The organism is Variovorax cryoconiti, assembly GCF_051216395.1.
GTDB lineage: Bacteria > Pseudomonadota > Gammaproteobacteria > Burkholderiales > Burkholderiaceae_C > Variovorax.
Genome location: NZ_JBPJZI010000013.1, coordinates 1 through 21,929, shown reverse-complemented (window position 1 = coordinate 21,929; position 21,929 = coordinate 1). Strand labels below are relative to the sequence as shown.

The window sequence follows — 21,929 nt, the reverse complement described above, 5'->3', positions numbered from 1 at the left end:
GCGACCCATGCCAACAGTTCAGGAATGCGACGTGCTCGTCGTCGGTGGCGGGCCCGCGGGGTCAACCATCGCCACGCTTCTGGCGCGCGAGGGCCGCCACGTGGTGCTGCTCGAGAAGGCGCACCACCCGCGCTTCCACATCGGCGAATCGCTGCTGCCGGGCAACGTCGAGCTGTTCGAAAAGCTCGGCGTGCGCGAGCAGGTCGAGAAGATCGGCATGCCGAAGTACGGCATCGAGTTCGTGCCGCCGGACCTCGACTACTGCAGCTACGTCGACTTCTCCGAAGGCTGGGATCCGAGCAAGGACTCGGCCTGGCAGGTGCGCCGCTCCGAACTCGACGAGCTGCTGTTTCGCAACGCGGCCAAGGTGGGCGCGCTGACCCTCGAAGGCGCGAAGGTGCGCGCGGTCGATTTCGACGACACCGGCGCCACGGTGCAGGCGGTGCTGGACGATGGCGCGAGCCGCACCTGGCGTGCGCGCTTCGTCGTCGACGCCAGCGGCCGCGACACGGTGCTGGCCACCAAGTTCAAGAGCAAGAAGAAGAACCCCGACCACAACAGCACGGCGCTCTTCGGGCACTTCCGCCATGCGCGTCGGCTGGAAGGCAAGCGTGAAGGCAACATCAGCATCTGCTGGTTCGAGCACGGCTGGTTCTGGTTCATCCCCCTGGCCGACGGCACCACCAGCGTCGGCGCCGTGTGCTGGGCCTACTACCTGAAGGCGCGTGACAAGCCGTTGAAGGACTACTTCTTCGACACCATCGCGATGTGCCCGGAGCTGCAAGACCGGCTCAAGGACGCGACGCTGGTGGACGACGCCGTGCACGCCACCGGCAACTTCGCTTACTCGAGCACACACGCCACGGGCGAGCGCTACCTGATGGTCGGCGACGCCTTCACCTTCATCGACCCGATGTTCTCGTCGGGCGTGTTCCTGGCGATGCAGAGCGCGTTCGACGGCGCGAAGCTGGTGCAGACGGCCCTCGACCGGCCCGCCGAACTGGCCGTGGCACGCAGGGCGCTGGAAGAACGCATGCGGGTCGGCCCGCGCGACTACTCGTGGTTCATCTACCGCGTGACGAACCCCACCATTCGCGACATGTTCATGCACCCGCAGAACATGTTCAACGTGAAGCAGGGACTCATGTCGCTGCTGGCCGCCGACATCCATCACCAGGGGCCCGGCTACCGGCGTTCGTTGCGCATGTTCAAGGCGGTCTATTACTTCGTGTCGCTCCTGAACTGGCGCCGTACCTACGCCGGATGGAAGCGCCATCGCTTCAACGTGCGCGACATGGGGATGCTGCACGGCGAAACCATCATGAAGGCCGACGGCGCCGAAGCGCCTCGATGAACTTCCAGCCCGTCCTCGACGAGATTGACGCTGAACTGCGCCCGCTGCTCGGGCAGGCCGGCACGGTGGCCAGCTACATCCCCGCGCTGGCGCGCGTGCCGGCGCAGCAGTTCGGCATCGCGCTGCGCACCTGCCACGGCGAGGAGGCCTGCGCGGGCGACGCGGCCGTGCCCTTCTCGATCCAGAGCATCTCGAAGCTCTTCACCCTGACGCTCGCCATGCGGCGCATGGGCGACGCGCTGTGGGAACGCATCGGCCGCGAGCCCTCGGGCAACCCCTTCAACTCGTTGGTGCAGCTCGAGAACGAGCAGGGCAAGCCGCGCAACCCCTTCATCAATGCCGGTGCCATCGCGGTGGCCGACCGGCTGCTGAGCCAGGGCGATGCCCGGCGCGACATCCTCGCGCTGCTGTCGAACCTGGCGGGCGAGCCGATCGCCTTCGACGAGGAGGTGGCCGCGTCGGAAGCCGCCACCGGCTACCGCAACTACGCGCTGGCCAACTTCATGAAGAGCTTCGGCAAGATCGACAACGACGTGACACCGGTGCTCGACGTGTACTTCCACCAGTGCGCGCTGCGCATGACCTGCCTGCAGCTGGCACGCGCCGCGGCCTTCCTGAGCCGTGACGGTGCCCATCCGCTGGGCGGGCAGCCGGCTGTCTGCACCGAGCGCCAGACGCGCCGGCTCAATGCGCTGATGCTCACCTGCGGCACCTACGACGCGGCCGGCGACGTGGCCTTCTCGATCGGCCTGCCCTGCAAGAGCGGCGTGGGCGGCGGCATCGTGGCGGTGGTGCCCGACCACCTCACGCTGGCCGTGTGGTCGCCGGCGCTTGATGTCACCGGCAATTCGCTGCTTGGCCTGAAGGCACTGGAACTGTTCGTCGCGAAGACCGGGTTGTCGGTGTTCTGAGCCGCTCGGCGCCGCGTCGTGCAGCTGTGCAAGACTCGACCCCTCATGACCGACATTTCAAGCACCGCCGACGCGTCCGGCACCGAACCGATCCAGACGCCCACGCTGTGGGGCGACGAGCAGTGGACCGCCCGCATCATCAAGAACGAAGACGACGACGGCTGGGCCGTCGCGATGACGCGCCACGGCGACCCCGAACCCGCGCTGGTCGGCCCCTGGACCATGGGCCGCGACAAGAAGAACCCCAAGCCGCTGGACACGCCGGCCTTCCACACGCTGGTGAAGACCGCCAACGAGGTGCTGCGCCGGCACGAGCAGCAGCTGCATGCGCAGCTCAACAAGCACCTGTTCGTCGGCCATGGCACCGAGCGCATCCGCGTGGCGCTGCGCATCGTGCCGGACGAGGACAACCCGCACGGCCTGCTCAGCGCGCAGGACGAATCGGGCACGACGCTCGGCGAAGCGCGCGTGGCGCCGACCTTCAAGCTCACGGCCACCAGCGCCGAGGCCTGGGTCGAGAACGGCTACCCTTCGAAGCCGCGATAGCCAGCAAGCACTCAGGGACTTCCCCGCCGCCACACCGGAACATCGGCGCGATGATCGCGTCGAACAGGGAACCATCGAACGCCGACGAACCTCGCCAGAAGGCACTGCACACACCATGGGCTCGAACATGCACCTCTTTTCCCTTCCGTCCGTGATGCGCCGCTCGACGCTGGTGGCCGTCGCGGCCGCCGGCCTCGCAGCCTGCGGTACCACCACGCCGCTGCCGCCCATGGCACCGCTGCCCACCTACCCCGTGCCGGCCGCGCCGCCGCCGGCGCCCCTCCCCGCCCCGACGCCGCCCGGCCTGCGCGACGCCCCTGGCGCCGCCTTCGGCGCGCCCGCGGCCGGCCCGGTGATCGGTCGCTTCGACGGCAACATGAACAAGGGCATCGACGTCGGCGGGCGGATGGGCGACCCGATCCGCGCATCCCGTGCCGGGCAGGTGGTGCTGGTGAGCAGCGCACTGCCGGCCTACGGCACGATGGTCATCCTCAAGCACGACAACGACTTCATCACCGCCTATGCGCACATCAGCCGTGCGCTGGTGGCCGAAGGCGACCAGGTGGCGCGCGGCCAGCCGATCGCCGAGATGGGCCAGAGCGGCACCGACCGCGTGAAGCTGCGCTTCGAGATCCGCAAGGCCGGCGTGGCGGTCGACCCGGAGCCCTACCTCAGCGGCCGGATGCAGTGAGTTTTCTGCGCGCGTCGTGCGCGCGCGGGGCTCAGCAGTTGCCCTTCTTGGCCTGTCCGGGCGGGCAGTGGTGGCGGTCGTCATGCCGGTCATGCCGGTCATGGCGGCGCTCGGCACGCCGCTCCGCGCGGCGCCAGTCGCCCTCGCGCCAGCGCCACCCGTCGTCGACCCGCACCCAGGCACCCGGCGCATAGGCGTAGTCGGGGCGCGCGGCCTGGTAGTGGCCGCGCATCCAGCGGTAGTCCCGGCCGTTCCATTGCCAGTGGCCGGGCACCCACACGTGGCCGGCACGCAGGCCGGGCATGCGCTCATGGCGCGGCGGCGGTGGCGCCCTGCGCACCACGTCACCACCGACGTTGATGTTCACGGAGACCTGCGCGGTGGCAGGGAAGGCGGCTGCGGCCAACACGGCGGCGAGCAGGAGGGTCGTGCTTCTCATGGGTTCCTGTCGGTTCGGATGTCCCCCAGCATAGGCCATCCGCGAACCCGGTCAGGCGAGCGCTGCGGGCCGCCCCCAACGACGCCACAGCCCTTGCCAGCGTGAGGCCGGCACATGCTGCAGCAGTTCGACGTCGCCATCGGCTGCCTCCAGCACGCAGCCACCGCCTTGCGCCAGGGCATGGCATTGGCCTTCGTCCAACCGGCGCACCGGCGCCACCATGGTGTCGGCCAGCCAGCGCATCGGCTCGCGCAGCACCAGCGCACCGGCCGCGACTTGCAGCACGGTGCCGGCCTCGAAGGCCGCGTGCACGGCCTGGCCGCGTTGCAGCCGCAGGGTACGGGTCATGGTCATCGTCGACGTCATCAGAAACTCCTTGAAGCGAGGCCTTGATGCTCCGCCGCGGGGTCGTCTTGCAACAGGCACAGGCAGAAGCGATGCGACCGGAACAGCGGCGGTGCAGCCCCCTCTGTTATGGTCGCTTTCCGAGAATCTGCATCTGTTCCACGGCCCGGGCACGGGCCAGCATTGGCCCATGTCCACGACGACGCCCCCGCCGCTCTACCGCCAGCTGGCGACCCACTACCGGGGCGCGATCGAAGCCGGCGCGCTGCAGCCGGGCGCCCGCATGCCGTCGCTGCGCAGCCTGATGCGGCTGCACGACATCAGCCTGTCGACCGCGCTGCAGCTGTGCCGCACGCTCGAATCCGACGGCTGGGCCGAGGCGCGCGAACGCTCCGGCTACTTCGTGCGGCAGCCGCAACGCCTGCGCATGGCGCGCATGGACGAGCCGCTCGCCGGCCTGCGCCCCGACCCGGCGCAGTACGTGGGCATCCACGGCCAGGTGTCGGACTTCGTGGCGCGGCGGCGCGCCGCCAAGGTGAAGCTGAACCTCTCGATCGCTCGCGCGGCACCGCAGTTCTACCCGGCCGAGGAACTGCGCGCCGCGATGACGCGCGCCCTGCGCCTGCGGCCCGAGGTGCTCTCCGGCGTGCCGCCGCTGCAGGGCGACCCGCACTTCCGCAGCGTGATCGCCCAGCGCGCAGTGGCCGCCGGCATGGCGATCGCGCCCGACGACGTGCTGGTCACCAACGGCTGCATCGAGGCACTCAACCTCGCGCTGCGCGCGGTGGCCCAACCCGGCGACACCATCGCGGTGGAATCGCCCACCTTCTACGGCCTGCTGCAGGTGCTCGAGAGCCTCGGGCTGCGCGCGCTGGAGATCCCGACCAGCCCGCAGACCGGCCTGTCGATCGAGGCGCTCGAGCTCGCCGTGCAGACCTACGGCGACATCCAGGCGCTGGTGGTGGTGCCGCACCTGCAGAACCCGCTGGGCAGCGTGATGCCCGATGCGCACAAGGAACGGCTGGTGACGCTGTGCGACGCACACGGGATCGCGCTGATCGAGGACGACACCTACACCGAGCTGCTCGACGCCGAGGGCACGCCGCGCGCGCTCAAGTCGTGGGACCGCACGGGCAACGTGCTGCACTGCGCGTCGATGCACAAGATCCTGGCGCCGGGCCTGCGGCTGGGCTGGATCACCGCCGGCCGCTGGCAGGCGCGCGTGGAGATGCTCAAGTACACGCAGACGCGCAACAACGAGATCCTCTCGCAGCTGGGCGCCGGCCAGTTCATGGGCACCGGTGCCTACGACCGCCACCTGCGGCGGCTGCGCACCGCCCTGCGCGAGCAGCGCGAGCGCACGGCCGAGGCCATCGCGACCTACTTTCCCAAGGGCACGCGCATGAACCTGCCGCCAGGCGGCCTGCAGCTGTGGGTCGAGTTGCCCGAGGACCACTCGTCGGCCACGCTGTTCGATGCCGCGCTGCAGGAAGGCATCGCGATCGCGCCGGGCTGGCTGTTCTCGAACAGCGCACGCAGCGACCGCTTCCTGCGGATCAACTGCGGCTGGCCCTACGATGATGAGCTCGACGCGGCGCTGCGGCGCCTGGGTACGCTGGCGGGCGCCGCCACGCGCGGCGGCTGATCAGCGTGCGCTGCGACGGCGCGAGCGCGCCAATGCGATTGATTCCGTCACGCCCCACACGAGCGCGCCGGTGAGCACGCGGCACACGTGGAACGCGGTCGTCGGCAGGTGCAGGGCAGCGCGCATGGCAGGCCTCGGAAGTGGTGGAAGAACATCGCCACCCTACGCGCCGAACATGACGGTTTGATGGCAGGCCGGTGGCTATGCTCACGGCGAAATCCACCCCGCACCATGCGCCCCGCCAGCCCCTCCGAACTGCCTGAATTCCTGGAGCTTCAAGCCCTCGTCGACCTCGCCGGGCCGGCGATGGAACGGCGCGTGCTGTGCAGCGTTGACGCCGGCGGCGAGCCCTTCGAGGTGCAGGCCTTCCTGCTCGGCAGCGAGCGCAGCGACGTGCCGGCCGTGGGCTTCTTCGGCGGCGTGCACGGGCTCGAACGCATCGGTGCGCAGGTGACCATCGCTTACCTGCGCAACATCGTCACGCGGCTGCAGTGGGACACGACGCTGCAGCGGCAACTCGAGACGCTGCGGCTCGTCTTCCTGCCCATCGTCAATCCGGGTGGCCTGTGGCTGGGCACGCGCGCCAACCCGCGCGGCGTCGACCTGATGCGCAACGCGCCGGTCGATGCGCTCGGCCGCGTGCCCTGGCTGCTCGGCGGGCAGCGCCTGAGCGCGACGCTGCCCTGGTACCGCGGGGAAGAAGGCGCCGCGATGGAAGCCGAGAGCCAGGCCCTGTGCACACTGGTCGAGAGCGAACTGCTCAGCCGCCCCTTCAGCATCGCGCTCGACTGCCATTCGGGTTTCGGCCTGGCCGACCGCCTGTGGTTCCCGTACGCGCACACGCCCAAGCCGATGGCGCACCTGCCCGAGATGCACGCGCTGGGCGAGCTGATCGACCTGAACCTGATGCACCACCCGTACGTGCTCGAACCGCAGAGCCGGCAGTACACCGCCCACGGCGACCTGTGGGACCACCTCTACCTCACGGCGTGCACGCGGCCCGACACGCTCTTCCTGCCACTCACGCTCGAGATGGGCTCGTGGCTGTGGGTGAAGAAAAACCCGCGCCAGCTCTTCTCGCGGCACGGCATCTTCAACCCGGTGATCGCGCACCGGCAGCAACGCGTGCTGCGGCGGCACCTGTGGTGGATGGACTTCATCACGCGTGCGGCGAGCAGCCATGCGCAATGGGTGCCGGTCGACGAGGCGCGGCGACGCCACCATGCGCAGGCGCTGGCACGTTGGTACGAGGCGGCATGACCGTGACGTCGGATGCGCTGCCCTGGGTGCTGTTGCGTGGCCTCACGCGCGAGGCCGGCCACTGGGGGCCGTTGCTGGCGATGCTGTGCGAACGCCTACCGGGTGCGCGGATCCTCACCATCGACCTGCCCGGCGCCGGCGAACAGCACGCGATGCGCAGCCCCATCTCGATCCACGCCACGATGGAACACTGCCGCGCGCAGCTGCACGCGCTCGGCGTGACGCGCTGCCACCTGCTCGCCATGTCGCTCGGCGCGATGGTCGCGGTCGAGTGGGCGCATCGGCATCCGCAGGAGGTCGCCAGCGCCGTGCTGGTCAACACCAGCCTGCGCCCCTTCAGCGCGTGGCACCAGCGCCTGCGGCCGCGCCACTACCCCGCACTGCTCGGCGTGCTGTGGCCGGGGCGCGATGCGCAGGCGCGCGAAGCCGTCGTGCTGCGCCTGACCAGCCGACGCCGCTTCACCGCGGCGCAGAAGAGGGCTGTCGTCGACGCCTGGGTCGCGCTGCGCGAACGGCACCCCGTGTCGACAGCGAACGCGCTGCGCCAGCTGCTCGCGGCGGCGCGCTACCGGGCGCCGGTGCAGGCGCCGGGCGTGCCGTTGCTGATCGTCGTCGGTGCGTGCGACGGCCTCGTCGACCCGGCGTGTTCGCACCGCTTCGCGCTTGCATGGCAGCTGCCAATCCGAACGCACCCCAGCGCAGGCCATGACCTCGCGCTGGACGATCCGGCATGGCTGGTGGAAGAAGTCATGGCGTGGCGCGAGGTGGCGGCGCGGGCATCGTGATGGCCCGCTGCAGGCCTGGCAGCGCATGGTCCCGGTACCACGCCATCATCTGCTGCAGGGCCGCCTGGGCCGGCGCCGACTCCTTGGCACCGATCAGTTCAGCGGAGGCCTGGGCCATCGCCACGATGATGCGCGCGAATTCCGGGACGTAGGGAAGATCGGCGCCGGTGTCGTGGCGCTCGCGGATGATCTGGTAGCGAAGCGATTCCGGGAAGGTCCAGGCACTGACCATGTAGTCGAACACGGTCACCCGGCCCAGCCCGACATCGATGGCGATGTCGCGGTGCGTCTCCTCGTACCCCATGGTCTCGATCGCCTCGCACGCATCAATGGCGGTCGCCATCATCGAACGGATCAGGTCCCAGTCTGTCTTCATGGCGGCTCCTCGTGCTGACGCTGGCTACGGGCGGTTCGCACCCCTGGCTGATCGGCGCAGTCTAAAGCGCGGCACGCGCGCTCACACCTGTCGAAACCCCATCAGCGTCTCGATGACCCACTCGGTCGCGCCGTCGAGCGAGGCCTTGCTGCGGTGGGCGATGCCCAGGTGACGCGTCAGCTTCGGGCTCAGCGGCAGGATCTGCACGCGGTCGCGCCAGGCGTCGTCGGTGCTCGGCGTCAGCGGCAGCATGGCGGCGCCGTAGCCTGCGGCGACCAGGCTGCGGATGGCCACGTCGTAGTTCAGCTCGATGCGTGCGCGCGGCGCCTGGCCGGCGTTGGCGAACCATTCGACGGCGAGCCGGTACATGTGGGTGGTGGCGTCGTTGAAGATCAGCGGCTGGGCGGCGAGCCAGGCCGGCGTGACCCGCTTGGGCGCCTTCCACTTCGGCGGCACGAAAGCCATCATCGGCTGGCTGCGCCAGGCCGTGACGACCAGGTCACGCAACGGCGGCTGCGGCATCGCGACCAGCCCGATGTCGAGCGTGCCCTGCGCCAGGCGCGACATTGCATCCGCGGAGCCGAGGATGCTCACTTCGACATCGATGCCGGGGTGGTTCGCCTGCAGCGTTTCGAGCACCTGCGGCAGCAGGTCGATCACCACGCCGGTCGACGTGCCCAGACGCACGCGGCCGATGCGGCCTTCGGCCTGCCGGCGCACGGCGTCGACGGCGTCGTCGGCATCGCGCAGCAGGCGCCTGCCGCGCTCGACCAGCGCCGCGCCGGCCGGCGTGAGGGTGACGCTGCGGCTGCCGCGCGCCACCAGTTGCGCGCCCAGGCGCGATTCAAGCTCGCTGATGTGCAGGCTGACGGTCGGCTGCGCGAGATGCAGTGCCTGCGCGGCGGCGGAGAAGGTGCCGAGGTCGGCGATCGCCACCAGCGTGCGCAGCTGGTCGAGGTTGAGTTGGCGCATGGAAATCGAAGGGAAGTGAGTTATCAGGAAGGCTGATCGATGGCCTCAGAAATCTCAACTTCCACAATAGCATGCCGACGCAGAAGATGGCGGCTCCCTTCAGCCCAGGAGCTTTCGATGACCCGCACGCACCCCACCGCATCCGCCACCTTGCTCGCCACGCTGCGCCGCTGGCTGGGCCGCGTGTGCGGCATCGGCGGCGCATCGGCCGACGCGCTCGAACTGCGCGGCATGAGCGACCATGAACTCAGCGACCTGGGCATCGGCCGCAGCGAAATCCAGGAGTGGTCGCGACGGAGCGAACCGACAGATCGCCATGGAACCCGTGAGCGCGCGCCGCTGCACGGGCACGCCGACAGGCGTCTCGATTCAGCGCGGGCGGGCGCCGAGCAACGACAGCACGACGGCCTCGAGCGTCTGGGCTTCCGCCTCGTCGCGGGCGGCCAGGGCGCTGGTCTGCGCGGCCGACAGCCGGGCCCGGTCGACCACGTCGTTCTCGGCATGGAACGCCGAGCTCAGGTGAACGTCTGAAGGGCGCGGGCCACGCGTGCGCAGCGGTTCGAAGATGGAGCCGCGCCCGGCGACCCGCACGTGCGCAGTGGCACCGCCTTGCTTGCGCTTCGCGAACGACAGTCGAACGGCCGTGTAGGTGCTCATCGAAATCTCTCCGGTGGTCTGGTGCGCCGTGGCGACGTGCGGCGCACACCTCCCGGGCGACGAGGGCCGCGCGCGCCGCGCACCATGCGCGACCATCGACGCCGTCTCTTGTCTGAGACAGCTATCGGCACGCGAGCGCCAAGGCTGAAGCCCTTGGAAGGAAGAATGTCGGGCGTTGTGGTCTACGCTGCGCCATGCACCTCACGACTTCGCTCCTTCTCTTTCTCCACCTGATCGCCGTGACCTTCTGGGTCGGCGGCATGGCGGTGATGCACGTTGCCGTACGACCCGCCGCGGTGGCCACGCTCGAGCCGCCGCAACGCCTGCCCTTCATGGCGGCGACGCTGTCGCGCTTCTTCGTCGGCGTGTCGATCGCGGTCGCCACGGCGCTCGTCAGCGGGTTGGCCCTGGTGATGGCGGCCGGCGGCTTCGCGCGTGTGCACTGGAGCGTGCACGGCATGTTCACCCTGGGACTGGTGATGATGGCGCTGTTCCTGCACATCCGCTTTGCGCCTTACGCCCGGCTGCAGCGCGCCGTCGCTGCGCGCGAATGGCCGGCGGCGGCGGCGCAACTCGGCAGCATCCGCACGTTGGTCGGCATCAACCTGACGCTGGGCGTCGTGGTGTTCGCGCTCGCGGTGGTCGGTCGCGCATTCTGAGCGCCCGGCGGCGCCCGGCGGCGCGCGTCGGAACGCGCCGTCAGACCACCCCGGCGGCGCGCAAGACCGCGATCTGCGCAGCGTCCACACCCCATTCGGCCAGCACCTCGTCGGTGTGCTGCCCCAGCGCAGGCGGCGCGTACCGCAGCACCGGCGGCGTGGCCGACAGGCGCAGCGGGCTGGCCACGCCGGTGATGCTTTCGATGCCGTCGCCCGCGTCGCGCGGCAGCGTCACGGCCAGGCCGCGCGCCTTGACCTGTTCGTCGTCGAAGGCCTGCGCGATGTTGTTGATCGGGCCGCAGGGCACGGCCTTGTCTTCGAGCAGCGCGATCCAGTCGGCCGTGCTGCGGGTGCGCGTGACGTCCTGCATCGCCGGGATCAGCACCTCGCGGTGCTTCACGCGCAGCGTGTTGGTCGCGAAGCGCTCGTCGACCGCCCATTCGGCGTGGCCAGCCGCTTCGCAGAAGCGCGCGAACTGGCCGTTGTTGCCGATGGCCAGCAGCATGGCGCCGTCCTGCGTCTGAAAGTCCTGGTAGGGCGCCAGGCTCGGGTGGCTGTTGCCCTGGCGCTGCGGCACGTCGCCGGTGTTCAGGAAGGCGCTGGCCTGGTTCGCGAGGATCGCCATGCCGACGTCGAGCAGCGCCATGTCGATGTGCTGGCCTTCGCCCGTGCGGTGCCGCACCTCGAGCGCGGCCAGGATGGCCGTGCTGGCGTACACACCGGTGAACAGGTCGGTGAGCGCCACGCCCACGCGCAGCGGGCCGCCGCCGGGCACCTCGTCGGGGCGGCCGGTGATGCTCATCATCCCGCTGGTGGCCTGGATCATCAGGTCGTAGCCGGCGCGTTGCGCATGCGGGCCGTCGTGGCCGAAACCGGTCACGCTGCAATAGATGAGGCGCGGGTTGGCGGCGCGCAGGCTCTCATGGTCGAGCCCGTACTGCGCGAGGCCGCCGGTCTTGAAGTTCTCCACCACGATGTCGCTCTGCGCGGCCATGCGCTGCAGCAGCGCCTGGCCTTCGGGCGTGGCCATGTCGACCGTGACCGAGCGCTTGTTGCGGTTGCAGGCGGTGAAGTAGGTCGACTGGTTCGTGTTCTGGCCGTCCGCGTCCTTCAAAAAGGGCGGGCCCCAGCCGCGCGTGTCGTCGCCCACGCCGGGGCGCTCGATCTTCACGACGTCGGCGCCCAGGTCCGCGAGGATCTGCGTGCACCACGGGCCCGCAAGCACGCGGGACAGGTCGAGCACCTTCAGGCCGGCGAGCGCGCCCTCCTTCGACGGGATGCTCATGCTCAGTTCGCGAAGGCAGCGATGCCGGTGATCGCGCGGCCGAGGATCAGCGCATGGATGTCGTGCGTGCCCTCGTAGGTGTTCACCACTTCCAGGTTCACCAGGTGGCGCGCCACGCCGAATTCATCGCTGATGCCGTTGCCGCCCATCATGTCGCGCGCCAGACGGGCGATGTCCAGGGCCTTGCCGCAGTTGTTGCGCTTGAGGATGGAGGTGATCTCGACCGACGCCGTGCCCTCGTCCTTCATGCGGCCCAGGCGCAGGCTGCCCTGCAGGCCCAGGGCGATCTCGGTCTGCATGTCGGCCAGCTTCTTCTGGATCAGCTGGTTGGCCGCGAGCGGGCGGCCGAACTGCTTGCGGTCCAGCGTGTACTGGCGGGCGCGGTGCATGCAGTCTTCTGCCGCACCCAGTGCGCCCCAGGAGATGCCGTAGCGCGCGCTGTTGAGGCAGGTGAAGGGGCCCTTCAGGCCCTGCACGTCGGGAAACGCGTTCTCTTCGGGGCAGAACACGCTGTCCATCACGATCTCGCCGGTGATGCTGGCGCGCAGGCCGACCTTGCTGTGGATGGCCGGGGCGCTGAGACCCTTCATGCCTTTCTCGAGCACGAAGCCGCGGATCGGGCCGACCGTGCCGGATTCGCTGACTTCCTTGGCCCACACCACGAACACGTCGGCGATCGGCGAGTTGCTGATCCACATCTTGGCGCCGCTGATCGCATAGCCGCCCGGCACCTTCTTGGCACGCGTGACCATGCTGCCCGGGTCGGAGCCGTGGTCGGGTTCGGTCAGGCCGAAGCAGCCGATCCATTCGCCGGTGGCGAGCTTGGGCAGGTACTTCTGCTTCTGCGCTTCAGTGCCGAACTCGTTGATCGGCACCATCACCAGCGAGCTCTGCACGCTGGCCATCGAGCGGTAGCCCGAATCGACGCGCTCGACTTCGCGCGCGATCAGGCCGTAGGCCACGTAGTTGAGGCCAGGGCCGCCGTACTGCTCGGGGATGGTCGGGCCCAGCAGGCCGAGTTCGCCCATCTCACGGAAGATGGCCGGGTCGGTTTCGCCGGAACGGAAGCCCTCGACCACGCGCGGCAGCAGGCGCTCCTGGCAGTAGGCATTGGCCGCGTCGCGGATCATGCGTTCTTCTTCGGTCAGTTGCTGGTCGAGAAGGAGGGGATCGTCCCAGTGGAATTGCGCTTTGGCGGCCATGTGCTGTCTCCGAAAAAGAGAGGAATCGGGGGAAAAAGGATCGGACGATCCTAGCGGCCGCGCGGGGTCGGCGCAAACGAGCAATACTCAGCCAGATATGACTTTCGAGAATGTCTGAGGCCTCGTATGCGGCGAAAAATCCCCCCTTTGCAAGCGCTGGTTTGCTTCGACGCCGCCGCCCGTCACGAAAGCTACACGCGCGCCGCGCAGGAGCTGTCGCTCACGCAGAGCGCGGTATCGCGGCAGATCGGCGCGCTCGAGGCCTTCCTCGGCGTGGCGCTGTTCCGCCGCACGCGGCACGGCGTGGCACTGACGCCCAGCGGCACGCGTTATGCGCGCCAGACCGCGCTGCGGCTCGAATCGATGGAGCGCGACACGCTCGACGCCATGGCCGACCAGGGCAGCGGCGGCTCGCTCGCGCTGGCGGCGGTGCCCACCTTCGCCACCCGCTGGCTGCTGCCGCGTCTGCCCGGCTTCGCGCAGCTGCAGCCCGACGCGGTGGTGCACATCGAGACGCGCACCCGCCCCTTCCTCTTCGCCGACGGCGAGTTCGACGCCGCGCTCTACGCCGGCACGCCGGCGCAGGTGGCCAACTGGGCCGGCACGCGCGCGCTGCTGCTGATGCCCGAGGACGTGGTGCCGGTCTGCAGCCCGCGCCTGCTGCCACGCGGCAAGCCGGTGGCGCCGGCCGCCATCGCGCAGATGCCGCTGCTGCAGCAGAGCACCCGGCCCGACGGCTGGCGCCAGTGGTTCGATGCGCAGCAGGTCGATGCACCGCGCGCCCGCACCGGGCCGCGCTACGAGCTGTTCTCGATGCTGGCCACCGCCGCAGCCCACGGCCTGGGCGTCGCGCTGATGCCCACCATGCTGGTCGACGACGAGATCGCGCGGGGCGAGCTGGTGGTGGCCTGCGCGCGGCCCCTGTCCGGGCAGCGCAACTACTACCTCGTCACGCCGGACCGTGGCGAGCCGCGCCCGCTGGTGGCCGCCTTCGCCGACTGGCTGGGGGCGCAGGCGCGCCTGCGTTAGGGTCGAGGACATGAGCCCCGCATCGACATCCCCGATCCTCCACATCGACCAGCTGCGCTTCGCCTACCCTGGTGATCCGCCGATCGCCACCGACTGGTCGGCCCGCATCGGCGCCGGCGTGACGCTGCTGCACGGTGACACCGGCAGCGGCAAGTCGACGCTGCTGCGCGTGCTGGCCGGCGCCCTGCCCGCCACCGGCGGCCGGCTGACGCTGGCGGGCGCATCGTTGCCGGGCGCGGCCGAGGCCTACCGGCGCCAGGTGTTCTTCGTCGACCCGTCGACCGACGCCTTCGACGCGATGGGCGTCGAGGAATGCGCCGCATCGCTGCGCTCGGCCGATGTGCCGTTCGACGCGGCGCGCTGGCAGGCGCTGGTCGACGGCTTCTCGCTCGCGCCGCATCTGGCGAAGAAGATGTTCATGCTGTCGACCGGCTCCAAGCGCAAGGTGTGGCTGGCCGCCGCGCTCGCATCGCGCCGGCCGCTGACGCTGCTCGACGAACCGACCGCGGGCCTGGACGCCGGCTCGATGCGCTGCCTGTGGCGCACGCTCGCGGAGGTGGCGCAGGCAGGCGACCGCGCGGTGATCGTCGCGAGCGGCGAGCGCATCGACGACGTCCCGCTGGCGGGCACCGTCGCGCTGCCGCTGGCCGGCTGACCGCCGTCGCACCGGCCACAATGCGCGCAGGCGCGGCGCCAGGCCGACGCCGATGAATGCCACCTCGAGATGGCGAATGACGAGACACCACCGCATGCCCCTCACTGCATCCGACCCGCGTCCGCACGACGCACATCTGCCCGATTCACGCTACGCCCTCTGGCGCCTGCTCGTCACGCTGCTCATCATGACGGTGGGCAGCAGCGGCATGTACGTGGTGTCGGTCGTCATCCCCGCGGTGCAGGCCGAGTTCGGCATCGACCGTGCCCAGGCGTCGCTGCCCTACACGCTGCTGATGATCGGCTTCGGTGTCGGCGGCGTGGTGATGGGCCGGCTGGCCGACCGCTTCGGCGTCATGTGGCCGTTGCTGGGCGGCGCGGTCGCCCTCGGGCTGGGCTATGTCGCCTGCAGCCTGGCGCCGAACATCGCCGTCTTCATCGCGGCGCAGGCCGTGCTGGTGGGGCTGCTCGGCAGCTCGGCCGCGTTCGCACCTCTGGTGGCCGACACCTCGCTCTGGTTCGCGAAGCGGCGCGGCATCGCGGTGGCGATCTGCGCCAGCGGCAACTACATCGCCGGGGCCGTGTGGCCGCCCATCGTGCAGCACTTCGTCGAGACGGTGGGCTGGCGCCAGACCTACCTGGGCATGGGCGTGTTCTGCGGCGTCGCGATGTTCGGGCTGGCGCTGCTCATGCGCCCGCGTCCGCCGGCCGTGGTGATCAACGCCGCCCCCGTCGCCGGGTGGCCGACCGCGGCCGACACCCTGCGTCCCTTCGGCCTGAGCCTGGGCACCGCGCAGGGCCTGCTGTGCGTGGCCGGTGTCGCCTGCTGCGTGGCGATGGCGATGCCGCAGGTGCACATCGTGGCCTATTGCACCGACCTCGGTTTCGGCGCGGCCCGCGGCGCGCAGATGCTGTCGCTCATGCTGGCCTGCGGCATCGTCAGCCGGCTGGTGTCGGGCGCCATCTGCGACCGCATCGGCGGGCTGCGCACGCTGCTGCTGGGCTCGGCGCTGCAGTGCGTGGCACTGCTGCTGTTCCTGCCCTTCGACGGGCTCGTGCCGCTCTTCGTCGTGTCGGCGATGTTCGGGCTGTTCCAGGGTGGCCTCGTGCCGTCGTACGCCATCATCGTGCGGGAGCACTTCCCGCCTGCCGAGGCCGGGGCGCGTGTCGGCACGGTGCTGATGTGCACGCTGCTCGGCATGGCGCTGGGCGGCTGGATGTCGGGCAAGGTGTTCGACCTGACCGGCAGCTACCACGCCGCCTTCATCAACGGCATCGCGTGGAACCTGCTGAACATGTCGATCGCGGCGACGCTGCTGTGGCGGGTGCGCGGGCGGCTGACGGGCCCGGCCGCCGTACGGCTGTAGGCGGCCGACTGGCGCGGTCTCCGGGTCCACCCTCAAAGACAGGGCGCTCGCCGAGGACCACACTGCGGGGCAGACGAACGGTGGAGAGGCCCCATGAAGCACATCCGCACCGCGCTCACGCTGGCGCTTTGTCCGTGGCTGCACGCCGCCGCGGCCGGCCCGCTTTCGCCGCTGGGCATGGACCCGGCCCGCATCGACTACCTCGCCAACGACGCGCCCTTCGTCGTGTTCGACATCGCGCCGCGCAGCCTCGGTGGCGAGCCGACGCCGAGCGGCCAGGGCCACGCCGCGCTGACCTTCATGGCGACTGACCCGCTGCGGCAGGTGAGCGTCGCGGTCGCTGCGCGGTCCGATCGCCCCGGCGCCCGCGAGGTCGCGGCGGTGGGCACCACGTGCGGCCCGCAGATCGCCGGCTACCACCGCTGCCGCATTCCCACCGATGTCGCGCTGACGCACCTGGACGGCGATGGCGGCAGCATCGGCCTGCGCGTCGAGGCAGAGGGATCGAACGGCGAGCGCAGCGTCGTGCTGATCACGCTGCCGGTGCGGGCACTGCGTGCTGCGGCACCGCCCGCATCGCCGTCAGCGGGGCTGAGCGAGGTCGCGAAGCGTCAGTAGCTGGCCTTCGCCGCACCACCACCCGCACCGAAGCGTGCCGCCACGGCCTCGGCGCCACGCGCGAGGATCTGCAGGTCCATCGCGACGGCGACGAAGAGCGCGCCCAGGGCCAGGCATTCGCGCGCACGCGCCTCGTCGAGCAGCAGGATGCCCGGCGCCTTGCCGCAGGCGCGGATGCGGGCGATGGCCCCGTCGATGGCCGCGCGCACCTCGGGGTGGTTCGGGTTGCCCGGGTGCCCCATGCTGGCCGACAGGTCGGACGGGCCGATGAAGACGCCGTCGATGCCCTCGACATTCGCGATCTCCTCGAGGTGCTCGAGCGCCTCGCGCGTCTCGACCTGCACCAGCAGGCAGAGCTCTTCGTGCGCATGCTGCACGTAACCCTGCACGCGGCCGTAGTTGGTGGCACGCGTGGAGCCGCCCATGCCGCGGATGCCCTCGGGCGCATAGCGCATCGCGCGCACCGCGGCGCGGGCCTCGTCGGCGTTCTGCACGAAGGGCAGCAGCAGCGTCTGCACGCCGATGTCGAGGTAGCGCTTGATCAGCACCGTGTCGTTCCACGCCGGCCGCACGACGGCCGACGAAGGCGTCGCGCCCGCCGGCACGGCCGAGGCGGCGGCCTGCAGCTGCTGCAGCATGCGCGGCACGTCGGTCGGCGTGTGTTCGGTGTCGAACATGAGCCAGTCGTAGCCGGCGCCGGCGACGATCTCCGAGACATAGGGGTCGGGCAGGCTGCACCAGAGCCCGATTTGCGCACGGCCTTCGGCCAGCGCGCGCTTGAAGTGGTTGGTGGGGAGGGGCGACATGCCCCGGACCATAGCCGATCCGGCGCGCCGCGTCAGTCGCCGGCAAGGCGTCGATATGATGGATCGCATCCCCTTTCGGCGCCCCCACATGCTGCAGAACCTGACCCCCTTCCTCATCCACTGGGCCATCACCGCGCTCTCGCTGTGGATCGCGAGCTACCTGTTCCGCGGCCTGAAGTTCGACAGCACCGGCGCGCTCGTCGTGTCGGCCCTGCTGCTGGGCCTGGCCAACGCGGTGGTCAAACCGCTGCTCATCGTGCTCACGCTGCCGCTGACGTTGCTGACCTTCGGGCTCTTCCTGCTGGTCATCAACGCGCTGATGATCCTGCTCGTGTCGGCACTGGTGCGCGGCTTCAGGGTGTCAGGCTTCTGGACCGCCTTCTTCGCCAGCATCTTCATCTCGCTCTTGAGCATCGCCATCGGCGCGCTGGTCGGCGGCAGCGACCCGGCGACGACGATCCAGATGCCGAGCGGCGGCAACTGGCTGTAAGCCGGGCCTGCCGCCCGGTCAGGTCGCGCAGGCGGCCGAACCGCAGCCGTGCACCGGCGCCGCCGGCAGCGCCTGCGGCATGCGCACCTCGCCGCTGGCGGCATCGAAGCCCACGCCGCGCAGGTGCAGTGCCAAGGCGGCGTCCATGGTCTGCGCGTGCTGCACGAACCACACGGCCAGCTCGCGCGCCATCTGGCGGATCGCCTCGTTCTGGCCTTTGAGGCCCTGCACCAACCCTTCGCACATGACCTCCAGCACCACGCGGTGCTGCACGGTGTGGCAGTTGGCCGACGAGAAGCCGGTGCTGCGCATCCAGTCGTCCTCGCGGCCGAAATGATCTGCCGTGTGGTCGACCAGCGCACGCCACGCCGCCACCAGACGCGTGTCGTCGGCCGTCTCGACGCGGGCCAGCAGCGCGACGAATTCCTGATGCGTCTCGTCCATTGCGGGCAGTTCGAGCGACAGCGACTCGGACCATTGCAGTACGGCCATGGGGCACTCCTTGAATCGGAAAACCCCAGGCTATCGAGGCGTGCGCTGTCGCGCCTTGACCTGCCTCAACAGTCAGCCCGATGCGGTGTCGCTGCAGTCCGGCACCGACTCCCTAATTCCTACGAATTCGCACACGACCATCGCCGCTCTGCGCTTGCGCAAGTGCCCGGACGGTCCGGGCACCGATGGCTTTCTCGGCCCATCGATGCGCAGGGCGACAAGGAACCACGTTGAAGAATCTCCCGCGCTTCGCAGGGGCGGCGTTGATCGCCAGCCTCTCGGCCTGCTCCTTTCTGCAAAGTGACAAGCTCGACTACAAGAGTGCCGGCAAGGCTCCGACCGGCGCAATGCTGGAGGTCCCGCCGGACCTGAGCCAGCTGTCGCGTGACAACCGCACCGCCGTACGCGGCGGTGCGGTGTCGGCCAACAGCTACCAGGCCGCCAGGGCCGATGCGCCGAGCATCCCGACAGCCGTCTCGACGCTGGGCGACGTGCGCATCGAGCGTGCCGGCAACACCCGCTGGATCGTGGTCAACCGCGCGGCCGAGCAGCTGTGGGAGCCGGTGCGCGACTTCTGGCAGGAGAACGGCTTCCTGCTGACCACCGAGCAGCGCAACCTGGGCATCATGGAAACCGACTGGGCCGAGAACCGTGCCAAGCTGCCGCAGGACATCGTCCGCGGCACGATCGGGAAGTTCATCGACTCGGCCTACTCCACCAGCGAGCTCGACCGCTTCCGCACCCGCATCGAGCGCACGCCCGCCGGCACCGAGATCTATGTCAGCCACCGCGGCATGGAAGAGGTCTACACCAACAACGCGACCAAGGACCAGACGGTCTGGCAGCCGCGGGCGAGCAACCCCGAGCTCGAGACCGAGTTCCTGCGTCGCCTGATGGTCAAGCTGGGCGTCTCGCAGGAGCAGTCGAAGGCCCTGACCGCCAGCGCCGCCAACGTGAGCACCGTGAGCAAGGTCGCGAGCGTCGACGGCCGCCCGGTGGTGCAGATCCCCGAAGGCTTCGACCGCGCCTGGCGCCGGGTCGGCCTGGCGCTGGACCGCACCGGCTTCACCGTGGAAGACCGCGACCGCAGCGCCGGCACCTACTTCGTGCGCTACGTGACGCCCAACCCCGACAAAAAGGAGCCGGGCCTGTTCGCCAAGATGCTCAGCTTCGGCAAGGCCGGCAAGGACGAGAGCCCGCTGAAGTACCGCATCCTGGTCAAGAGCCAGGGCGAGGCCAGCACGGTCTCGGTGCTCAACGAAGCCGGCGTGCCCGACGCCACGGAGAACGCACAGCGCATCGTCCAGGTGATTGCCGACGATGTGCTGTGATCCGCGGCGGCTTCCAACGCCCGCGCATGCGGCGGCCTGGATGCTGGCGTGTGCCGTAGCGGGCTGCACGTCCGTGGACCTGACCGGGCGGGGCGCGCTGGAGGCGATGGCGCCCTACAAGGTCGAGGTCGCCCAGGGCAACGTCGTCGGCAAAGACCAGGTCGAGCAACTGCGCACCGGCATGTCGCGCCAGCAGGTGCGGGAGATCCTCGGTACGCCACTGCTCACGGACGTCTTCCATGCGCAGCGCTGGGACTATGTGTTCACGATCGAACGGCAGCCGCTGGCGCCGCAGCGTCGGCGTATGACGGTGTTCTTCGACGACGACCGGTTCACCCGTGTGGAAGGCGACGCGATGCCGAGCGAGCAGGACTTCGTCGCCGGCCTGAGCAAGCCCCGGCTGCGCCCGAGGCAGCTGCCGCTGCAAGCGTCGGAAGAACAGCTGCTCGCCGCGCAGCGCGACCACCCCGGTGTGCCCGCCCCGACGCGTGCGACGCCCGACCCGGCGCCATCCGCTGCGTTGACCCGCTATCCCCCGCTCGAGCCGTGACGCGGCTCCCTTCACCCCTGTCCGAATCCCACCGAATGAAGCCCCCGCTCCTTGCCACCTCCCTGCGGCGCGCAGCCTGGGCTGCGCCCCTGTTCATGCTCCTGGCGGCGTGCTCGGGCGCTGGCGGCCCGCGGCCGGCAGAACTGCCGCCGGACCGCGCATTGCTGCGCCTGCAGCCGTCATGGGTCGCCCAACCGCCCGCCAAGGCGTTCCCGCTGCGCGCCACGGCCAACGGCGAGCAGGTCACGCTCGTGGGCGCCGACGGGCTGGTCATGGCGATCGATGGCCGGTCCGGTCGGGAACTCTGGCGCGCCCAGGCTGGGGCGCCCGTCGAGGTGGGTGCAGGGAGCGACGGTTCGGTCACCGCGGTCGTGACCAAGGACAACCAGCTTGCCGTGCTGCGGGACGGCAAACCGGCATGGACAGGCCGCCTGGACGCGCGCGCCTTCACGCCCCCGCTGGTGGCCGGTGGCCGGGTGTTCGTGCACACGGCGAGTCGCACCATCAGCGCGTGGGACGCGCAGACCGGTCAGCAGCTCTGGTCACGCTCACGGGTCGGCGACAGCCTGGTGTTGAACCAGCCGGGCGTGCTCATCGCCGTGCGCAACACCATCGTCACCAGCCTGGGCGCGCGCCTGGTCGGCCTGGAGCCCGCCAACGGGGCATCGCTCTGGGAAGCGCCCATCGCGACGACCCGCGGCGTGACCGAGGTGGAACGCATGATCGACCTCACCGGCGGCGTGAGCCGCGTGGGCGACAGCGTGTGTGCACGCGCCTACGCGGCGACGGTCGGTTGCGTGCAGGCCGCGCGCGGCGATCTGGTGTGGCGCAAGACCGCCCAGGGCGCGGAGGGCCTGGCCGGCGACGTCGAGGCCGTCTACGGCAGCGAAGGCGATGGCACGCTGGTGGCCTGGCGCCGCGCCGATGGCGCGCTTGCCTGGCGCTCGGACCCGCTCAGGCACCGGCAACTGTCGGCGCCACTGATTTACGGAGACGCCCTGGTCGTCGCAGAGCGCAGCGGCACGCTGCACCTGGCCTCCCGCAGCGACGGCGCCTTGCTCGGTCGGACGACGCCCGACGGCAGCGCCATCGATACCGCCCCGGTGCTGGCCGGCAACACCCTCGTCGTGGTCACGCGCAAGGGCGTGTACGGCTACCGGGCGACCGAATGATGGCGGCCACCCCCCCGCTCGTGAGACGCGCCGCCGCAGCACTGGCTGCAGCCGCGTGGCTCGTCGCCGGCTGCTCGACCACCAAGGTCGACGAGACGGCCAACTGGAGCCCCAACAAGATCTACAGCGAAGCCAAGGACGAGGCCGGCTCCGGCGCCTACGACAAGGCCATCCCACTGTACGAGAAGCTCGAAGGCCGCGCCGCCGGCACCCCGCTGGCCCAGCAGGCCCAGCTGGAGAAGGCCTACGCCCAGTACAAGGCCGGCGAGAAGCCCGCCGCCATCGCCACCATC

At 70.2% G+C, this 21,929-nt stretch carries 27 protein-coding genes; 18 read left to right on the top strand and 9 right to left on the bottom strand.

The window, feature by feature from the left end; translation table 11 throughout:
* Window positions 1–7 precede the first annotated feature (7 nt).
* From ACSFA2_RS23340 to ACSFA2_RS23325, 4 genes are all read left to right on the top strand, one after another.
* A complete protein-coding gene (locus ACSFA2_RS23340) occupies window positions 8–1,354 on the top strand; it encodes an NAD(P)/FAD-dependent oxidoreductase (protein ID WP_435457712.1) in 1,347 nt (448 codons plus the stop codon).
* Window positions 1,351–2,265 (top strand): glutaminase, encoded by a 915-nt coding sequence (locus ACSFA2_RS23335; RefSeq protein ID WP_435457711.1) that lies wholly within the window; start codon window positions 1,351–1,353, stop codon window positions 2,263–2,265. The genes ACSFA2_RS23340 and ACSFA2_RS23335 overlap by 4 nt, the downstream gene beginning before the upstream one ends.
* A gap of 45 nt (window positions 2,266–2,310) precedes the next feature.
* Complete coding sequence (locus tag ACSFA2_RS23330; RefSeq protein WP_435457710.1) at window positions 2,311–2,811, top strand: hypothetical protein; 501 nt, start codon at window positions 2,311–2,313, stop codon at window positions 2,809–2,811.
* Window positions 2,812–2,926: 115 nt separating this feature from the next.
* Complete coding sequence (locus tag ACSFA2_RS23325) at window positions 2,927–3,502, top strand: murein hydrolase activator EnvC family protein (RefSeq protein ID WP_435457709.1); 576 nt, start codon at window positions 2,927–2,929, stop codon at window positions 3,500–3,502.
* 31 nt (window positions 3,503–3,533) lie between these two features.
* On the opposite strand, the gene ACSFA2_RS23320 is transcribed toward ACSFA2_RS23325, so the two are convergent.
* Together ACSFA2_RS23320 and ACSFA2_RS23315 are read right to left on the bottom strand one after the other, a co-directional pair.
* Entirely contained in the window at window positions 3,534–3,941 is a 408-nt protein-coding gene (locus ACSFA2_RS23320; RefSeq protein WP_435457708.1) for a hypothetical protein, read from the bottom strand.
* Window positions 3,942–3,992: 51 nt separating this feature from the next.
* Window positions 3,993–4,307: a hypothetical protein gene (locus ACSFA2_RS23315; protein ID WP_435457707.1), complete on the bottom strand. Its 315-nt coding sequence runs from the start codon at window positions 4,305–4,307 to the stop codon at window positions 3,993–3,995.
* A 169-nt stretch (window positions 4,308–4,476) separates the two neighbouring features.
* Here ACSFA2_RS23315 and ACSFA2_RS23310 point away from each other — a divergent pair, with 169 nt between their 5' ends.
* Window positions 4,477–5,931, top strand: a complete 1,455-nt coding sequence (locus tag ACSFA2_RS23310) for an aminotransferase-like domain-containing protein (RefSeq protein ID WP_435457706.1) — start codon at window positions 4,477–4,479, stop codon at window positions 5,929–5,931.
* Here the strand turns inward: ACSFA2_RS23310 and ACSFA2_RS23305 are convergent, their stop codons facing one another.
* A complete protein-coding gene (locus tag ACSFA2_RS23305; protein WP_435457705.1) occupies window positions 5,932–6,057 on the bottom strand; it encodes a hypothetical protein in 126 nt (41 codons plus the stop codon).
* A gap of 105 nt (window positions 6,058–6,162) precedes the next feature.
* Between ACSFA2_RS23305 and ACSFA2_RS23300 the strand changes: the two genes are divergently transcribed.
* Window positions 6,163–7,191, top strand: coding sequence for a M14 family zinc carboxypeptidase (locus ACSFA2_RS23300; RefSeq protein WP_435457704.1), 1,029 nt, complete (start codon window positions 6,163–6,165; stop codon window positions 7,189–7,191).
* Window positions 7,188–7,976 (top strand): alpha/beta fold hydrolase, encoded by a 789-nt coding sequence (locus ACSFA2_RS23295; RefSeq protein ID WP_435457703.1) that lies wholly within the window; start codon window positions 7,188–7,190, stop codon window positions 7,974–7,976. The genes ACSFA2_RS23300 and ACSFA2_RS23295 overlap by 4 nt, the downstream gene beginning before the upstream one ends.
* Here the strand turns inward: ACSFA2_RS23295 and ACSFA2_RS23290 are convergent.
* Both ACSFA2_RS23290 and ACSFA2_RS23285 read right to left on the bottom strand, forming a co-directional pair.
* Window positions 7,939–8,352: a hypothetical protein gene (locus tag ACSFA2_RS23290; RefSeq protein ID WP_435457702.1), complete on the bottom strand. Its 414-nt coding sequence runs from the start codon at window positions 8,350–8,352 to the stop codon at window positions 7,939–7,941. The genes ACSFA2_RS23295 and ACSFA2_RS23290 overlap by 38 nt on opposite strands.
* Before the next feature lie 81 nt (window positions 8,353–8,433).
* Window positions 8,434–9,324, bottom strand: coding sequence for a LysR family transcriptional regulator (locus ACSFA2_RS23285; RefSeq protein ID WP_435457701.1), 891 nt, complete (start codon window positions 9,322–9,324; stop codon window positions 8,434–8,436).
* A 117-nt stretch (window positions 9,325–9,441) separates the two neighbouring features.
* Here ACSFA2_RS23285 and ACSFA2_RS23280 point away from each other — a divergent pair, with 117 nt between their 5' ends.
* The gene (locus ACSFA2_RS23280; RefSeq protein WP_435457700.1) at window positions 9,442–9,855 is read left to right on the top strand and encodes a DUF1127 domain-containing protein; all 414 of its coding nucleotides are present in this window, start codon (window positions 9,442–9,444) and stop codon (window positions 9,853–9,855) included.
* A gap of 320 nt (window positions 9,856–10,175) precedes the next feature.
* Window positions 10,176–10,640: a CopD family protein gene (locus tag ACSFA2_RS23275; protein WP_435457699.1), complete on the top strand. Its 465-nt coding sequence runs from the start codon at window positions 10,176–10,178 to the stop codon at window positions 10,638–10,640.
* A gap of 40 nt (window positions 10,641–10,680) precedes the next feature.
* Here the strand turns inward: ACSFA2_RS23275 and ACSFA2_RS23270 are convergent, their stop codons facing one another.
* Both ACSFA2_RS23270 and ACSFA2_RS23265 read right to left on the bottom strand, forming a co-directional pair.
* Complete coding sequence (locus ACSFA2_RS23270) at window positions 10,681–11,925, bottom strand: CaiB/BaiF CoA transferase family protein (protein ID WP_435457698.1); 1,245 nt, start codon at window positions 11,923–11,925, stop codon at window positions 10,681–10,683.
* 2 nt (window positions 11,926–11,927) lie between these two features.
* Window positions 11,928–13,127 carry an acyl-CoA dehydrogenase gene (locus tag ACSFA2_RS23265; protein WP_435457697.1) on the bottom strand — a complete coding sequence of 400 codons (1,200 nt, stop codon included), beginning with the start codon at window positions 13,125–13,127 and terminating at the stop codon, window positions 11,928–11,930.
* Window positions 13,128–13,253: 126 nt separating this feature from the next.
* Here ACSFA2_RS23265 and ACSFA2_RS23260 point away from each other — a divergent pair, with 126 nt between their 5' ends.
* The 4 genes from ACSFA2_RS23260 to ACSFA2_RS23245 all read left to right on the top strand — a co-directional run bounded on the left by ACSFA2_RS23260 (window position 13,254) and on the right by ACSFA2_RS23245 (window position 16,795).
* The gene (locus tag ACSFA2_RS23260) at window positions 13,254–14,156 is read left to right on the top strand and encodes a LysR substrate-binding domain-containing protein (protein WP_435457696.1); all 903 of its coding nucleotides are present in this window, start codon (window positions 13,254–13,256) and stop codon (window positions 14,154–14,156) included.
* Between the two features lie 10 nt (window positions 14,157–14,166).
* Window positions 14,167–14,811, top strand: a complete 645-nt coding sequence (locus ACSFA2_RS23255; protein ID WP_435457695.1) for an ABC transporter ATP-binding protein — start codon at window positions 14,167–14,169, stop codon at window positions 14,809–14,811.
* Between the two features lie 94 nt (window positions 14,812–14,905).
* Window positions 14,906–16,177: an MFS transporter gene (locus ACSFA2_RS23250; RefSeq protein WP_435457694.1), complete on the top strand. Its 1,272-nt coding sequence runs from the start codon at window positions 14,906–14,908 to the stop codon at window positions 16,175–16,177.
* Window positions 16,178–16,270: 93 nt separating this feature from the next.
* Window positions 16,271–16,795 carry a hypothetical protein gene (locus tag ACSFA2_RS23245; protein WP_435457693.1) on the top strand — a complete coding sequence of 175 codons (525 nt, stop codon included), beginning with the start codon at window positions 16,271–16,273 and terminating at the stop codon, window positions 16,793–16,795.
* Here ACSFA2_RS23245 and ACSFA2_RS23240 read toward each other — a convergent pair.
* The gene (locus tag ACSFA2_RS23240) at window positions 16,789–17,601 is read right to left on the bottom strand and encodes an aldolase/citrate lyase family protein (RefSeq protein WP_435457692.1); all 813 of its coding nucleotides are present in this window, start codon (window positions 17,599–17,601) and stop codon (window positions 16,789–16,791) included. The two genes, ACSFA2_RS23245 and ACSFA2_RS23240, sit on opposite strands and share 7 nt — an antisense overlap.
* A gap of 88 nt (window positions 17,602–17,689) precedes the next feature.
* Here ACSFA2_RS23240 and ACSFA2_RS23235 point away from each other — a divergent pair, with 88 nt between their 5' ends.
* Window positions 17,690–18,091, top strand: coding sequence for a phage holin family protein (locus tag ACSFA2_RS23235; RefSeq protein ID WP_435457799.1), 402 nt, complete (start codon window positions 17,690–17,692; stop codon window positions 18,089–18,091).
* 18 nt (window positions 18,092–18,109) lie between these two features.
* Here the strand turns inward: ACSFA2_RS23235 and ACSFA2_RS23230 are convergent, their stop codons facing one another.
* The gene (locus tag ACSFA2_RS23230) at window positions 18,110–18,583 is read right to left on the bottom strand and encodes a bacteriohemerythrin (protein WP_435457691.1); all 474 of its coding nucleotides are present in this window, start codon (window positions 18,581–18,583) and stop codon (window positions 18,110–18,112) included.
* 230 nt (window positions 18,584–18,813) lie between these two features.
* Between ACSFA2_RS23230 and bamC the strand changes: the two genes are divergently transcribed.
* The 4 genes from bamC to bamD all read left to right on the top strand — a co-directional run.
* The gene (bamC, locus tag ACSFA2_RS23225) at window positions 18,814–19,914 is read left to right on the top strand and encodes an outer membrane protein assembly factor BamC (protein ID WP_435457690.1); all 1,101 of its coding nucleotides are present in this window, start codon (window positions 18,814–18,816) and stop codon (window positions 19,912–19,914) included.
* Window positions 19,904–20,464 (top strand): outer membrane protein assembly factor BamE, encoded by a 561-nt coding sequence (locus tag ACSFA2_RS23220; protein WP_435457689.1) that lies wholly within the window; start codon window positions 19,904–19,906, stop codon window positions 20,462–20,464. The genes bamC and ACSFA2_RS23220 overlap by 11 nt, the downstream gene beginning before the upstream one ends.
* A 35-nt stretch (window positions 20,465–20,499) precedes the next feature.
* Window positions 20,500–21,636 (top strand): outer membrane protein assembly factor BamB, encoded by a 1,137-nt coding sequence (locus tag ACSFA2_RS23215; protein WP_435457688.1) that lies wholly within the window; start codon window positions 20,500–20,502, stop codon window positions 21,634–21,636.
* Window positions 21,633–21,929 (top strand): outer membrane protein assembly factor BamD (gene bamD, locus ACSFA2_RS23210; RefSeq protein WP_435457687.1); only part of this gene is annotated, 297 nt, incomplete at its 3' end. The genes ACSFA2_RS23215 and bamD, both read left to right, overlap by 4 nt.

Bases quoted from the DNA above. Each gene is read 5' to 3' on its own strand.
- ACSFA2_RS23340 (WP_435457712.1), top strand. From the start codon at position 8: ATGCCAACAGTTCAGGAATGCGACGTGCTCGTCGTCGGTGGCGGGCCC.
- ACSFA2_RS23335 (WP_435457711.1), top strand. From the start codon at position 1,351: ATGAACTTCCAGCCCGTCCTCGACGAGATTGACGCTGAACTGCGCCCG.
- ACSFA2_RS23330 (WP_435457710.1), top strand. From the start codon at position 2,311: ATGACCGACATTTCAAGCACCGCCGACGCGTCCGGCACCGAACCGATC.
- ACSFA2_RS23325 (WP_435457709.1), top strand. From the start codon at position 2,927: ATGGGCTCGAACATGCACCTCTTTTCCCTTCCGTCCGTGATGCGCCGC.
- ACSFA2_RS23320 (WP_435457708.1), bottom strand. From the start codon at position 3,941: ATGAGAAGCACGACCCTCCTGCTCGCCGCCGTGTTGGCCGCAGCCGCC.
- ACSFA2_RS23315 (WP_435457707.1), bottom strand. From the start codon at position 4,307: ATGACGTCGACGATGACCATGACCCGTACCCTGCGGCTGCAACGCGGC.
- ACSFA2_RS23310 (WP_435457706.1), top strand. From the start codon at position 4,477: ATGTCCACGACGACGCCCCCGCCGCTCTACCGCCAGCTGGCGACCCAC.
- ACSFA2_RS23305 (WP_435457705.1), bottom strand. From the start codon at position 6,057: ATGCGCGCTGCCCTGCACCTGCCGACGACCGCGTTCCACGTGTGCCGC.
- ACSFA2_RS23300 (WP_435457704.1), top strand. From the start codon at position 6,163: ATGCGCCCCGCCAGCCCCTCCGAACTGCCTGAATTCCTGGAGCTTCAA.
- ACSFA2_RS23295 (WP_435457703.1), top strand. From the start codon at position 7,188: ATGACCGTGACGTCGGATGCGCTGCCCTGGGTGCTGTTGCGTGGCCTC.
- ACSFA2_RS23290 (WP_435457702.1), bottom strand. From the start codon at position 8,352: ATGAAGACAGACTGGGACCTGATCCGTTCGATGATGGCGACCGCCATT.
- ACSFA2_RS23285 (WP_435457701.1), bottom strand. From the start codon at position 9,324: ATGCGCCAACTCAACCTCGACCAGCTGCGCACGCTGGTGGCGATCGCC.
- ACSFA2_RS23280 (WP_435457700.1), top strand. From the start codon at position 9,442: ATGACCCGCACGCACCCCACCGCATCCGCCACCTTGCTCGCCACGCTG.
- ACSFA2_RS23275 (WP_435457699.1), top strand. From the start codon at position 10,176: ATGCACCTCACGACTTCGCTCCTTCTCTTTCTCCACCTGATCGCCGTG.
- ACSFA2_RS23270 (WP_435457698.1), bottom strand. From the start codon at position 11,925: ATGAGCATCCCGTCGAAGGAGGGCGCGCTCGCCGGCCTGAAGGTGCTC.
- ACSFA2_RS23265 (WP_435457697.1), bottom strand. From the start codon at position 13,127: ATGGCCGCCAAAGCGCAATTCCACTGGGACGATCCCCTCCTTCTCGAC.
- ACSFA2_RS23260 (WP_435457696.1), top strand. From the start codon at position 13,254: ATGCGGCGAAAAATCCCCCCTTTGCAAGCGCTGGTTTGCTTCGACGCC.
- ACSFA2_RS23255 (WP_435457695.1), top strand. From the start codon at position 14,167: ATGAGCCCCGCATCGACATCCCCGATCCTCCACATCGACCAGCTGCGC.
- ACSFA2_RS23250 (WP_435457694.1), top strand. From the start codon at position 14,906: ATGCCCCTCACTGCATCCGACCCGCGTCCGCACGACGCACATCTGCCC.
- ACSFA2_RS23245 (WP_435457693.1), top strand. From the start codon at position 16,271: ATGAAGCACATCCGCACCGCGCTCACGCTGGCGCTTTGTCCGTGGCTG.
- ACSFA2_RS23240 (WP_435457692.1), bottom strand. From the start codon at position 17,601: ATGTCGCCCCTCCCCACCAACCACTTCAAGCGCGCGCTGGCCGAAGGC.
- ACSFA2_RS23235 (WP_435457799.1), top strand. From the start codon at position 17,690: ATGCTGCAGAACCTGACCCCCTTCCTCATCCACTGGGCCATCACCGCG.
- ACSFA2_RS23230 (WP_435457691.1), bottom strand. From the start codon at position 18,583: ATGGCCGTACTGCAATGGTCCGAGTCGCTGTCGCTCGAACTGCCCGCA.
- ACSFA2_RS23220 (WP_435457689.1), top strand. From the start codon at position 19,904: ATGTGCTGTGATCCGCGGCGGCTTCCAACGCCCGCGCATGCGGCGGCC.
- ACSFA2_RS23215 (WP_435457688.1), top strand. From the start codon at position 20,500: ATGAAGCCCCCGCTCCTTGCCACCTCCCTGCGGCGCGCAGCCTGGGCT.